Raw genomic sequence first — 13,432 nt, forward strand, 5'->3', positions numbered from 1 at the left:
GCCCTGCAACGTGCGGCTGGTTCGGAACGGAACTGGCAACCCTGAAAGACTTTCAATCGCCGCTAAATAACTGGGATAAAGCGAGAGGCTCAACTCGGAAAGCTGCCGTAGTTCAGGCGGATTTTCCGGGTCGCGCCCGGCCAGCATGCCCGCTGCGGCCCATGAAGATTCAGCCATCGCGCGTCCGCGTTCAAGCACAACAACGCGCAGGCCCTGACGGGCCAGCTCCAGCGCAGTCGAGAGGCCGATGATGCCGCCCCCGGCGACGATTACGTCTGCGGTGCTCACTCTTTTATTGTATGGCGACGTGATAGACAAAAAATGTTTGTCAGCGTCCATCAAGTTGGATAGTCTCAGCGGGAAGGATAAAAGAGAACGATGAGCGACGAAACAGTGGTCGAACAGCGCAGTTTTTCCGGCGCGTTTCTTGGGCTTGTTGTAGGGGCGCTGGTGCTGGCGCTGGTTGGCCTGATCTGGAGTTACACCCTCAGCAACCGCCTGGCAAAGGCGGAAACACAGTTGACCCAGGCACAGCAGCAGAATGACAAGCTGACCCAGGACCTGGAGCAGACCAACGCGCGATTGAAGGTCGCAACTGAAACGCTGGGGCAGTCCGTCGGCCTGACGCAGAAACAGCTTGAAACGCGGGCCGACGACCTGATGCGGCGGCAGCAGGCCGACGCGAAGCGCCTGGAAAGCGAACAGGCGGCGACGAAGCAGCAGATCGGCGCAGTATCGACTGACGTTTCCAGCGTGAAAACCGATGTTGGCGGCGTAAAAACTGATGTTGCTCAGACCAAGACGCAACTGCAGGACACCATGGCCCAGCTACAGACGATGAAAGGCGACATGGGCGTGCAGAGCGGGCTGATTGCGACCAATCATAATGAACTGGAGTTACTGAAGCATAAAGGCGACCGCAATTATTATGAGTTCACCCTGCAAAAAAACAAGCGGCAGCCGGTCTCAACCGTCGGGTTGGAATTGAAAAAGGCGGACACCAAGCACAGCCGCTACACGCTTGAGGTCTACGCCGACGACAAGAAGATCGAAAAGAAGGACCGGGGACTAAATGAGCCGGTGCAGTTCTACACAGGGAAGGACAATTACCTGTACGAGTTGGTAGTGAACAATATCAGCAAAGACCAGATCACCGGGTATATCGCTACTCCGAAGGCTGCGCCCGCGCCCGTGAAACCTGGGGATTAGCCTACTTGGCAGGCCACGGAAGCACCAGGTTTCTTTGGTGCGCGAATGAGATGACAGCTTCAAAGCTATGGCGCGCGTCCCACTGGTCTTTTGTAATGGGGTAGTGGAAGATTATCAGCCCTTGGGCGGTCTGGCCGGGCTGGATGGTAGTATCGCGCAGCAGCGGCTCCTGTTTCAGTGAAGCCATCTGCGGATAAGCCACGAATACGCTCTGGAAGTCTGTCCTGTTGGCGGCAAGGCTGCGGTCTTGATCGCCGTTGTTGGTGGCCAGGTTGCTCCACATATCGTGGAGGAAGAGCGGAATATTGGTCTGGTTGCGGACCTTTACCTGGGCCGTAATCAGGAGCTGATCGTAAGTGTCCATGCCGCCCTGCACGCCCTGTGCGCCCGCCCCAACGCGCATTTCCGTGTGGATGGGCGTCACGTCGAGCTTGACGATCTGCCCAACCGCAACCGGCGGCTTTTCGCCGACCCAGACATAGATGGCGGTCGTCAGCAGGACGGCGGCCGTCGCTGCCAGCACAATGAGCAGAGTGCGTTTTCCTGAATTCATTTCTTCAGTCATCAGAGTGGCATTTTACTCTAAGGAGATGCCCAAAGGGATATCGTATTCCGCTCGACATGACGCCAGCCAGAGGGCATACTGGCTTCCGTGAACGAGTCGTAGCTTTCCGGATTGAACGCTTAGAGGACGGCGCGAATGGAACAGGTACTTGGGGTCGCAATCGGCATTGTGCTGATATGCCTGCTGCTCAGCATCATTGCTTCTCATGTGCGCGAAGTGGCGGCTGCGCTTACCGCGAAGCGCGCCATCATGCTGGAAGGCGCAATTCTCAAGATGGTCGGCGATCCCGCCATCTATCAGAAATTTGTTGGCCATCCGCTGATTGAGACAATCTCGTTTGCCCGGATGAGACTGTTTGGCAAGGGTACGGCCAGCACGAACCATCCGCGGCCGACCTATATTCCTTCGCCTCTCTTCACGCGAGTGCTGCTGGTTGCTCTGGCGGAAGTTCAGGGCTTAAAGACAACCGACGTAACCGCTATCGTGGCTGGCCTGCCCGCCGATTCACCCCTGCGGCAGAAGTTGAGCGCCATCATTCTCGGAATTGAGCACGATTCGGCGGCTTGCGTCTCGGCCATTGAGCAGTGGTATGACGGCACGATGGATCGCGTCAACGGTCTCTATAAGCGTCACACGCAGGCGTGGCTCCTGGGCCTGGGATTGGTGTTGGCTGTCGTCTTCAACGCGAACCTCTTCAATATCACCCAGCGTTTGTGGACATCGCAGGACGCACGCGAAGCCGTGACGGCAACAGCACAGATGTATAGCTGCAAGGGAGACCAGCCTTGTCCATTGCCCAGTTATGAGACTGCGCGTAACGATATTCAGCACAACCTTGGGGCAGAGCTTCCGTTGGGTTACGACCTGGCCTATGTCCAGAGTTATTGGGAGGCTGGCGCGGATCCGGACCACAAGGGCGTGGCAGCCATTGCCGCCCACTGGGCATTCAATATCGTCGGATGGGTGCTTATGGCCATCGCCGTTTCGTTGGGTGCGCCATTCTGGTTCGATCTGCTGAACAAGCTCGTAAATCTGCGGATGGCGGGTTTGAAGCCTGAGAAGGCAACGCCAGTTCCGGCAAGTGGAGGGGCAGTTGTGGCGGCGGTTGCAGAGGTGTCCGCTCCGGCGCCAGATAACGCTGCCGGAAGTTAATGATCAGAGTTTCGGGACAGGCTAGTCAGGCGGCAGGCAACAACAGGCGAAGCAGCAGGAACAACAGCACTCCTGCGAAGAAAACCAGCGCCATGCGGATGCCGGGCTCGCGATTGACTTCCGGAACCAGGTCGGTGGCCGCGACATAAATTGCCACCCCGGCTGAGAGTGGCAAGCCCGCTTCAACCCACGAAGGCAAAATGCCGATGACCAGCACACCGAGTAGCGTCGCCGTTGCCAACACGGACGCGGCGATGACGGCAGCGTTGCGGCTGCCTCCAGAGGCCATCATGACAGATGCGACGGTGAACCCTTCAGGAACTTTGTGCAGAAAGATGGCGAGAAAAATCAGCCATCCCAGCAGGTTGGACAGCACGAAGCCGGAAGCAATCGCCACACCGTCAAAGAGAGCGTGAATGGCAAGGCCGCCCAGCACTGAGTAGCTGGTGTGCGCGGAAACAAACTCATCGTGGTGCGTCTCTTCGCCGAAGTGAAAGTGCGGCACGATGGTGTGCTCGAGCAGGTGGATGGCGCAGTATCCGGCCAGCACCAGCACAGGCGCCCACTTTACGGAAAATTTCATGCTTTCCGGCAGCATTTCCAGAAACGCCACGGCCAGCATGAATCCCGCGCCCAGCGCGACAAAGTAGCGCAGGTAGCGCTTTTCCCAGTTGGCGCGCACCAGAACGAGGCCGCCGAAAATGTCGGCCACCGCAGCCACTGCACCGAGAATGAGGGATAAAAGCATTAGCCGCTGTGCCGGATGTGCATCACGTCGCCGTCCTGCACCTGATAATCCTTGCCCTCAAGCCGCAGCGTGCCCAGAGAGCGCGCCGCAGCCTCTGAACCTGCGGTAAGCAGCGTGTCCCAGTGGATGGTTTCAGCGCGGATAAAATGTTTCTCAAGATCAGAATGGATGGCGCCTGCCGCCTCCTGCGCGCGCGAATTCACCGGAACGGTCCAGGCGCGGCACTCATCTTCGCCAACCGTGAAGAAACTGATTAGTCCCAGCAATTCGTAGCTCTTGCGAATCAGGCGGCGCAATCCGCTTTCAGTCAATCCATAGGAGCCGAGAAACTCGGCCGCTTCTTCATCGTCCATTTCAGCAAGCTCGGCTTCTACCTTGCCGCAAAAAGCGGTTGCGCCTGCATTGGGGCGCGAGGCAGGGTCCTCGATTTTGTATTTCGCCGCGGCTGTCTCAAGGTCAGTTCCGAGCGTTGTGCTTTCCGAAAGATTCAGCGCGTAGAGAATTGGTTTTTGCGAGAGGAACATGAAGCCGCGAATCAGCTTCTTTTCTTCAGCCGACATCTCCAGCTCGCGCAACGGCTTCTCCTGTTCAAGCGCTTCTTTTGCCCGCAGCAGCAGCGCGTTCTCTTTTTCGAGATCGGGCGTGCGCATCTTCTTCAGGTCTTTCTGCAGGCGTTCCAGCCGCTTCTCAATCTGTGTCAGATCGGAAACCATCAGGTCGAACTCAACGTTCTTGATGTCGCGCAGTGGATCGATCTCTCCTACATGTGGAATCGACTCATCCTCAAACGCGCGCAGCACATGAATCAGCGCGTCAACGTTGCGCAGATTCGTAAGGAAGGAAGTCTCCTTGAGCGCTTCCTGTCCGATGGCGGCAACGTCGGCGTACTCAACGGTGGCATGGATGGTCCGCTTCGGGTTGTAGAGCACGGCCAGATTGTCTAGCCGGTCGTCAGGTACCTTGGCGATGCCGAGATGGGCCTCGCGCGAGTAGCCGCGATCTTCGACCTTCGCCTTGGTCAAAATCTTGAATAGAGATGTCTTACCCACCTGGGGCAGGCCGATAATGCCGGTTTTCATGCTTGTCCTGTTGGAAAATCAGAATGATGCCAATTCTTCATCATACCTGTTGCTGCAACTCAATGATGAAGCATGACATAGCGCCTGCCCGGAAATGACAGGCCACCTGTGCGCGCGTTTGCCAATCTTACTTAGATGTACGCTCCAAAATTTGTTGAAAGGAGCACGTCATGGAAGACCAGAAAACACAGAATTGCGGTAGCGGCAGTGTTCAGCAGGGCCAACAGGGTCAGCAGGCGCCGAAGCAGGAGAAGCCGTCCCATATGAACCAGGGGGACAGGACATTCCGTCCCGATGATCAAAAGAAACAGCAGGGCGGTGAGCACCAGAAGCAGCCGGCATCAGGCGAGCACCGTGAAAACCAGGGAAGCACGCAGCGCCATGAGGAACCTGCGCGTAAAGCTTCCTGAAAAGCAAGCAAAGGGGACAGGGGTTAATGTCCCCCCTTTTTTTGCACTATTCTCGGGCTACCAGCACCACTAGCACAATTCCTGCCAGCAGCACTCCTTCTTCTACACGCTCTGAGACGCCGTGCAGCTTGTTGAACGCGACGCGGTCGGGATTGTCCGCCGCAACCGCGTCAATCGCTCCCCCAGCGGCGAGACGGTAGCCTTCCATTTTGGGGATAATCCAGAACTGCGAGAAGGCAGTCAGCGCCAGCATGACTAGCGCAAAAATCACCGGCAGGAATACGCGCCGCGTATATGCGCCAAGACGACGCGCTGTCCAAATCAGCACGATGATCAGCGTGCCCGCGAACAGCCCTTCGTAATGCAGAACGCGCAGGCATCGGCCAACTATCGTTCCGGCGGCATGTGTGTCGGTGAGGGTAGAAAAAGCGGTGGCAGCGACAACAGGGAAAAACATCACGCCGCCGAGCCACAAAACGATCAGCAGCAGGATTAAAGCGCGCAATAAGGTCTTCATGCGCAGTCAGTATACGACCCTTTACCTGTCCTGCACCCCGTAAACGCTCGACCGCCCAATCAGCCGCTCAATCCGCTTCGGGATAGGCGGATGTGTTGCGAAGAGGCTGGCGAAATCGCGTCCGCTCAACAATGGCTGAACGATAAACAGGTGCGCGTTCGAGGGCGACGCCTGCATAGGCAGCCGCTTCGAGTAAGCATCCAGCTTTTCCAGAGCGCTGGCCAGCGCATAGGGATTTCCTGTAATGTGAGCGCCCGTTGCGTCGGCTTCGTATTCGCGCGAACGTGATATCGCCAACTGGATCAACGTCGCCGCAATTGGCGCCAGGATCAGCATCAGAAGTGCGCCAAAGCCGCCACCACCGCGATCGCGATCACGGCCGTCACCGCCGCCATATCCGCCAAACAGGGCAGCCCAGTACCCAAAGCGCGCCAGCATAGTGATAGCGCCCGCCAGCGTGGCAGCAATCGAACTGGTCAGGATGTCACGGTTACGGACATGGCCGAGCTCATGCGCCAGCACGCCTTCGAGCTCGTCATCGTTCAGCAGGCTCAGAATGCCCTGTGTAACAGCGACCGAGGCATGTTTCGGATTGCGCCCTGTGGCGAAGGCATTGGGCGAGTCGGTAGGGATGACGTAAATCTTCGGCATGGGCAGGCCTATGCGCTGCGTCATGCGCTCCACCACTTGATAGGCGCGTGGGAGTTCTTCGCGCGTAACCGGTTGCGCGCGGTACATAGCCAGAGCAATCTTGTCCGAGTAGAAGTAGCTGAAAAAATTCATCCCGGCGGCAAAAATAAACGCCAGAATCATCCCGTTCCGCCCGCCATAATGCGCGCCGACAAACATCAGGAAAAGGGTCAGGGAAGTCAGGAGCAATGCAGTTTTAAAGGTGTTCATCGTGTGACCCTCCAAATCATCTGAGCCACTGCTTTTATTCTGTCATACAAGATGAGGCCACATCCTGGAACGCTTCTGAAAACAAGGACGATATGGTTTTTGGAACGTAATCTATCAAATACTGCAGTGCGCATTACTTCTTAATAAACAAAGATTTACCAATAGGTAAATGATTCCAGCGTACAGGCAAATATCTATTTCACGCGTTTTGTTGCAGATAGATATTAAATCGCCGGAACGGTTTGTTGCAGGTATTTAAATTGCATTCGGAACGGGCCGATGACTACCACTCGGCTTCTCCCCACTAAGTTAGTCCTCGCCGTTATCTTCTTGCTGTCAGGCTCCGCAGTCCTCGCACAAACCACGGTCAGTACAGGGAGCATTGCAGGTTCTGTCACTGATCCTACGGGCGCTGTTATCAGCGACGCCAGAATTACTGTCACGAACGCCGGCACCGGTCAGGCGACGATGCTAAACACAAACGCCGCCGGCTCGTATAACTCGGGCGCATTGCCTCCAGGCACCTACAAGGTCCAGGTAACAGCCAGCGGCTTCAATACCGTTATTCAGACCATAACGGTGCAGGTCGGCAACACGGCAGCCGTGAATTTCAAGCTTGAAGTAGGACAGGGAACGACAACCGTCGAAGTCCAGGGCTCGACAGTCCAGGTCAATACCGAGCAGCCCGAAGTGCAGGGCGTGCTGACTTCGCAGCAGATCGACAACCTGCCGGTAAATGGCCGCAATTTCCTCGATCTCGCGCAGCTTGAGCCGGGTGTCCAGATCCAGGACGGCCAGAACTTTGACCCCACCAAGGCGGGCTATTCCTCGATTTCATTCGGCGGACGCTTTGGCCGCACGGCGCGCATCAACGTTGACGGAGTGGACGTCAGCGATGAGACGGTCGGCACGACCACGGAAGACATCCCCTCCAGCGCGATCCAGGAATTCCAGCTTGCGCAGTCTTCGCTCGATCTCTCGACTGACCTGACTTCTTCCGGCGCCGTCAACGTCACCACGAAATCCGGCACCAACACCCTGCATGGACAGGGATTCGGCCTCTTCCGCGATGCTTCCGTGGGCGGAGCGTCCTCACCCGGCGGCACAAATCTGCCCTTCCAACGCTCGCAGTTTGGCGGAAATCTGGGCGGAGCGGCCATCAAGGATAAGCTGTTCCTCTTCGGCGATGCAGAGCGCATTAAGCAGGATTCCTTTGCGCCGGTCCTCTTCACAAATCCGTTTACTTCTTTTAACGGTGGATTCAGCGTGCCCTTCCGCGAGACCGAAGTTCTGGGCCGCGTGGACTACAACGTCGGCAACTCCGGCAAGGCGTTCTACCGCTTCTCCTATTTCGCCAATTCGCTTCATTCCGACTTCGGGCTGGGCTATGCCGTGTATGACAATAAGGATTACACGCGTCAGCATGTGGGCGGATATGACTTTGTGACCGGCAACTTCAGCCACAGCATCCGCTTTTCATATCTCAAGTTTCAGAACCAGATTGTCGACCTGGTGAAGGGAAGCAACCTGCCCCTTGCCGATTTGAATGTGACTTTAGCTTCCAATGGCACTGGTTTTTATTCAGGGCCGAGCCCGCTGGCCCCACAAAGCACGCCACAAGCCAATACTGAGATCAAGTATGACGGCAGCAAACTTTATAAAGCGCATCTTTTCCGTTATGGCGTGATGTGGAACCACATCCAGGGTGGCGGATTCGCCAATTTCTACGGAACTGCCCCGCGCATTCGTTGGCTGACAAATGCTTCCACCGAGGCGTTTGCCGCGGCGCAGGGCAATGGAGGCGCAAGCAATCCTCTCAATTATCCAGTGAATGATGTGAGAGTTGGGAATGGTCTCGGCTTTAGCACGCTCGATCCGGCGCTCGGCTTTCCTGCAGGCGGTCTTGGACCCGACAACCGCATCGGTATCTACTTCGGCGACGTCTGGAAGTTCTCTTCCAACAGCACGATTACTCTCGGTCTCCGGTATGACCGCGACACGGGACGCACCGACAGCGATCTCGGCGCAATTCCCGAAGTCAATGCGGCGTTTCCAGGATGGGGAAATCCCGTCCGCCAGCCGAATACAAACTTCTCTCCGCAAATGGGCTTTGCCTGGGACCCGTTCAAAGACGGCAAAACATCCATCCGCGGCGGCATCGGTCTCTATTTCGAAAATGTGATCTACAACAACGTGCTCTTTGACCGGCCTCTCCGCTTGACCACGGGCGCCTTTAACCAGACGCCGTTCGTCTGCTCGGGCGGCACCGCTCTGCCTGCGCAGACAAATGCTGGTCCGATTACTCCCGGCCCCGGCGTTTGTGCGAATGCCGATGGCAGCAAAATCACCGTCGGCCAGGCAATTCCGAACGTGCTTGCCTTTCAGCAACAGGTACTTGCCGGAAACCCGCTCGACCTGAAGGCCCCTAACCCGAATTACATTGGGAACGATCTTGCGGCGGGTCTAGGCATCCCGCTGGGGTTCTTCGCTCCCAACTACAGAACTCCCCGGTCGGTGCAGATCAACATAGGCGGCCAGCGTCAGCTTCGTCAGGGCATGGTGCTCAGTGTCGATTATCTGCGCAATGTGGAGACGCACAGCCTGCTTGGAATCGACGAGAACCACGTCGGCGATGTCAAGAACTTCAATCTGGCAAACGCGCAAGCAGCTATCGCCGCCACGAATGCCTCATTCAAGTGCCCTGATGTCGCCTGCGCTATCCAGAATGGCGCGCAAATGACCGACTACGCGGGCAACGGCCTTACCGCGGACTCGGATTTCGGCCAGGCATGCGATCAAGCCATCGGCGTAAACTGCGCCTTCCCCGGCATCAACAACACTCAGGCCGCAGCTACTTTCCTTGAGCCAATCGGGCGCTCCAGCTATGATGCCATGCAGGTCAAGCTGGTGCAGAACATGAAGCGCCTCAACTTCCAGTTTGCCTACAGCCTCTCCCGCCTGGAAAACTCAGGTGGCGCACAGGCCACCGGAACAGCGGGCGACAACGATCAGGACTTTGTGACCGCCTCGCCCGACAACAATGTTCCGAACCGCTACTACGGTCAAACTCTGCTTGACCGCACAAACCAGTTCTCATTGGGGGGCTTCGGCGATCTTCCGCTCCACTTCAACCTTGGGATCATCGGGCACTTCTACAGCCCGCTTTCCAGCCCAATCGTAGTTCCAAACAATGGCCTCGGGCCGGGTGAGATCTTCCGCAGCGACTTCACGGGAGACGGTACGGTGCAGGACCCGATGCCGGGAACGCACATGGGTAACTTCGATCGCGGCATCAGCGCATCGCAGTTGACCAACACGATTAACAACTACAACTCGAAATATGGCAACCTGCCTACCCCAGCCGGACAGGTCCTGGTGCAGCAGGGCCTGATGACCCCGGCCCAGTTGCAGGCCCTGAATGGCGTTGCTCCAACACTGAGCGCGCCTCCTCCCGGCGAGGTGAACTTCACCTGGCTGCGCTCTTTCGACCTGAACTTGGGCTGGAAATATACGATTAAGGAGCGGTTCACCATCCAGCCAAGCGTGGCCTTCTTCAACCTGTTTAATTTCGGCAACTTCAACCTGCCGCCCAATACTATGAGCGGAATCCTTTATGGCGCGCCCGGCGCGATCAACGGCACGGATTCGGTAGCCAATGAGACATTCCGCGTGGGCAACGGCACCGGCGTATATGCGGTCGGCGCCGCCCGTCAGACGGAATGGGGTCTGAAGTTCAGCTTCTAGATCCCGTTTTTGTTTAGTCAGCGCGGCTTCCCATAGCCGCGCTGATCTCTTTTGCGAAGGCTTTTGCTGCTCTGCCTTTTTCGATGCTGCTCTCCTTAACATTTCTAGCCTCCATTTTAGTGGCACAAGAATTGCCTAGGCTTGAACCTCCCGCGATGCGCAGGTGAATTTCACGACACAAGTTGTTGTATCGGAATGCACTTGAGCTTAGTTCTCTTGCAGCCTACATTTTTTTGTATTTTCGGGCATTGTTTTACGGAGAGTGCAGTTACAAATAAGTTAACATGAGTTTATTATTATGAAACTGTTTCATTTGTATTAAACTCACCAGTTTCTTTTAGATATACTTATTTTCACTCGTGGCTCTTTTCATGGCATGAAGATTGCATTCTGTTTACCCATGAGAGATCTGCGTATGAAACACATAAGTTTTACCAGCTTAGGGCTCTTTGGGGTTCTGAGCTTTATTTTTCTGGGAGCGTGGTTAGGAGCAGTCCCCGCGCAAGCACAAACTAACATTTCGGGCGATATCGTTGGCGCCGTCACGGATGCCACTGGTGCCGCTGTATCGAATGCCCAAGTAACCGTGACCAGTGCGGCGACCGGGCAGGCAAAAGCTGTCACAACTTCCGCTGCCGGACAATATCGTGTTCCGCTGCTCCCTCCAGGCAGTTACAAGATCTCGATTACTGCGCCCGGCTTCCAGACAAGCGAATTCACTGTGGCTGTTGCCGCCGGCACAACGACATCCGGAGACGCCAAGCTTACCGTCGGCCAGAGCACGACAACCGTTAACGTGACGGCAGAAGCTGCGCTGCTTCATACGGATGATGCTCAAGTGAGCACAACGTTCGACTTGCAGCAGGTACAGAATCTACCCAATCCGGGGAATGACCTCACCTTCGTCGCGCAGACATCGCCTGGTGCTGTCATGAACACGCAGGGCGGCTATGGCAACTTCGCGGTCTTCGGCCTGCCGGCCACCTCGAACACCTTCACCATCAATGGCGGTTATCTCAACGATCCGTTCCTGAACCTGAATAACTCCGGCGCGACCAACCTGCTGCTCGGCAACAATGACGTCAGCGATGTGACCGTTGTTTCCAATGCCTATGACGCCGCTTTCGGCGGCCTTGGCGGAGCGCAGGTGAACGAAATCTCGCGCGCTGGCTCGAATCATTTCCACGGCAACGCTACATATTGGTGGAATGGCCGCGTGATGAACGCCAACAATTGGTTCAACAACAATGCGGATCCAGCAGACAAGACGCCAAGACCATTTGATAATGTCAACCAGTGGGCTGCCGCCGTTGGCGGGCCGATCTTCAGAGACAAGACATTCTTCTTTGTGAACTATGAGGGCCTGCGGGTTGTTCTGCCAACGCGCGGGACGGTTTACGCGCCGAGTCCGGCCTATCAGGCTGAAGTCCTGAACCCGACGCCGATGAAAGATGATCTGGTTCCCAACGGGAACCTCGCCTACAATGGCAACTTGGCTGAAGTACCCCTCTACCAGAAAATTTTTAACGAGTACACCAAGAACCCCGGCTTTGCGAGTGCATCACCCGCCTCTGACCCAACTGGAGTTCAGTTTAATGGCACTGCTGGGAACTTTACGCACGAGTACCTCATAACCGGACGCATCGATCAGGTTCTTGGCTCTAAGGACCAGCTCTTTGGGCATTTCAATGTAGATAAGGGTGTCCAGGCCACCTTCACCAGCTTGCTCGATCCGATTTACAACGCGTTGAGCCCTCAACCGCAGTATCAGGGACAACTCAATGAGACCCACACATTCAGTCCAAATGTGACGAACCAGTTCCTTTTTGCATTGATTTACTATCGTGCAATTTTCACGAACACCAATCAAGCTGCCGCCAACCAAATCACCCCATTTACCCTTGTTTGGCTAGGCGGTAGTTTAGGTACGAATACTACCGCGGGCTTTGTAGGCGGTGAGAACTATGTCTGGCCACAGGGTCGCAATGTCACCGGCTATCAATTCGCTGACGACCTTAGCTTTAATCGCGGCGCTCACACCATCAAGGTCGGCTGGTCATTCCGCCGCGATGATGTTACGGACTACGATCCCTCCGTGCGTGCGGTGACTCCGGAGAACTACGCAACAGCGGCCAGTTTTGCGGCTGGTTATGCGACACGTTTCCGTCAATCGTTCCCGCTCCGTCCAACTCAACCCGTGGCCCTTTATGGCGAGGGGTGGTATGTGCAGGACCAGTGGAAGATCAGGCCGAATTTCACCCTGACATACGGTATGCGCTTCGAGCACAACTCGAATCCCATCTGCGTCACCGACTGCTTTTCCAACTTGTCGCAGGATTTCCTTGCCGGAGCGTCTCCGAACGCTACCGATACTCCCTATAACAAGCAAATCAACAGCGGACGGCATCAGGCGTTCTACGATTTCCAGAAAATCGCGCTTGAACCGCGCGTAGGGTTTGCCTGGCTGCCGTTCGGGCCTGATTCGCGTACAACTGTTCGGGCGGGATTCGGAATGTTCGCTGATACTTTCCCCGGTGTGATTACCGACAGTCTTCTTACCAATCCTCCGACTGGCGTTCCATTCTACATACGTGGAAAATACATTCTCGATTCGACCTTGCCGGGCAGCGGTTCTGAGGCTGTAAACAATGCCAACAAGGCATTTCAAGCGGCCTATGCGGGAGGCGGCTCATTCAACACGATCTCGGCGGCTGTGCCCGGGTTCGTTGCGCCTGCATTTACGTCCGCCGATCACTCAATCAAGTATCCGACCTATGAAGAGTGGAGTCTGGCTGTTGAGCATCAGTTGACGAAGACGGCTGCACTCTCTGTAAGCTATGTCGGAAATCACGGTTATCACGAGCCGGTTTCGAATGACAATATCAATGCTTACGGATTCCCCGGCCTTCCCGATGACGCACCCAATGCTTCCTTGGGCGCGGTGAGTGAACTTTCCAACGGAGCAGGCTCCAATTACAACGGCCTGATTACCTCCTTGGTTGACCGCCGGAAATGGCTTATGTTGCAGTTGAATTATCAATACACCCACGCGCTTGATGAGATATCAAATGGTGGAATCAGCCCATTTGGCGGCAATGCCATAGCTCC

11 protein-coding genes are annotated in these 13,432 nt (G+C 56.0%); 5 read left to right on the forward strand and 6 right to left on the reverse strand.

Features of this window, described 5'->3' with window-relative positions:
• The coding region (locus VEV40_RS05985; protein ID WP_324830858.1) for an FAD-binding oxidoreductase at positions 1-288 on the reverse strand (288 nt) is incomplete at its 3' end.
• Between the two features lie 90 nt (positions 289-378).
• On the opposite strand from VEV40_RS05985, the gene VEV40_RS05990 reads away from it, so the two are divergent.
• Positions 379-1,209, forward strand: a complete 831-nt coding sequence (locus VEV40_RS05990) for a hypothetical protein (RefSeq protein ID WP_324830859.1) — start codon at positions 379-381, stop codon at positions 1,207-1,209.
• A gap of 1 nt (position 1,210) precedes the next feature.
• Here VEV40_RS05990 and VEV40_RS05995 read toward each other — a convergent pair whose 3' ends face one another.
• On the reverse strand, positions 1,211-1,762 hold the full coding sequence (locus VEV40_RS05995) for a hypothetical protein (RefSeq protein ID WP_324830860.1): 552 nt from the start codon (positions 1,760-1,762) through the stop codon (positions 1,211-1,213).
• Between the two features lie 147 nt (positions 1,763-1,909).
• Between VEV40_RS05995 and VEV40_RS06000 the strand changes: the two genes are divergently transcribed.
• Positions 1,910-2,926 (forward strand): hypothetical protein, encoded by a 1,017-nt coding sequence (locus VEV40_RS06000; protein WP_324830861.1) that lies wholly within the window; start codon positions 1,910-1,912, stop codon positions 2,924-2,926.
• A 25-nt stretch (positions 2,927-2,951) separates the two neighbouring features.
• Here VEV40_RS06000 and VEV40_RS06005 read toward each other — a convergent pair whose 3' ends face one another.
• Together VEV40_RS06005 and ychF are read right to left on the reverse strand one after the other, a co-directional pair.
• A complete protein-coding gene (locus tag VEV40_RS06005; protein WP_324830863.1) occupies positions 2,952-3,674 on the reverse strand; it encodes a ZIP family metal transporter in 723 nt (240 codons plus the stop codon).
• A complete protein-coding gene (gene ychF / locus VEV40_RS06010; protein WP_324830864.1) occupies positions 3,674-4,753 on the reverse strand; it encodes a redox-regulated ATPase YchF in 1,080 nt (359 codons plus the stop codon). Before ychF ends, VEV40_RS06005 begins: the two co-directional genes overlap by 1 nt.
• A 170-nt stretch (positions 4,754-4,923) precedes the next feature.
• Here ychF and VEV40_RS06015 point away from each other — a divergent pair, with 170 nt between their 5' ends.
• Positions 4,924-5,163 (forward strand): hypothetical protein, encoded by a 240-nt coding sequence (locus VEV40_RS06015; protein ID WP_324830865.1) that lies wholly within the window; start codon positions 4,924-4,926, stop codon positions 5,161-5,163.
• A 46-nt stretch (positions 5,164-5,209) separates the two neighbouring features.
• Here VEV40_RS06015 and VEV40_RS06020 read toward each other — a convergent pair whose 3' ends face one another.
• Together VEV40_RS06020 and VEV40_RS06025 are read right to left on the reverse strand one after the other, a co-directional pair.
• The gene (locus VEV40_RS06020; RefSeq protein ID WP_324830866.1) at positions 5,210-5,668 is read right to left on the reverse strand and encodes a DUF4149 domain-containing protein; all 459 of its coding nucleotides are present in this window, start codon (positions 5,666-5,668) and stop codon (positions 5,210-5,212) included.
• 33 nt (positions 5,669-5,701) lie between these two features.
• Positions 5,702-6,580, reverse strand: a complete 879-nt coding sequence (locus VEV40_RS06025; protein ID WP_324830868.1) for a zinc metalloprotease HtpX — start codon at positions 6,578-6,580, stop codon at positions 5,702-5,704.
• A 279-nt stretch (positions 6,581-6,859) separates the two neighbouring features.
• Here VEV40_RS06025 and VEV40_RS06030 point away from each other — a divergent pair, with 279 nt between their 5' ends.
• Positions 6,860-10,324: a TonB-dependent receptor gene (locus VEV40_RS06030; protein WP_324830870.1), complete on the forward strand. Its 3,465-nt coding sequence runs from the start codon at positions 6,860-6,862 to the stop codon at positions 10,322-10,324.
• Positions 10,325-10,739: 415 nt separating this feature from the next.
• Positions 10,740-13,432: carboxypeptidase regulatory-like domain-containing protein (locus VEV40_RS06035; RefSeq protein ID WP_324830871.1), on the forward strand; the 2,693-nt coding region annotated here is incomplete at its 3' end.

The organism is Alloacidobacterium sp., from assembly GCF_035631355.1.
In the GTDB taxonomy this organism is placed as follows: domain Bacteria; phylum Acidobacteriota; class Terriglobia; order Terriglobales; family Acidobacteriaceae; genus Alloacidobacterium.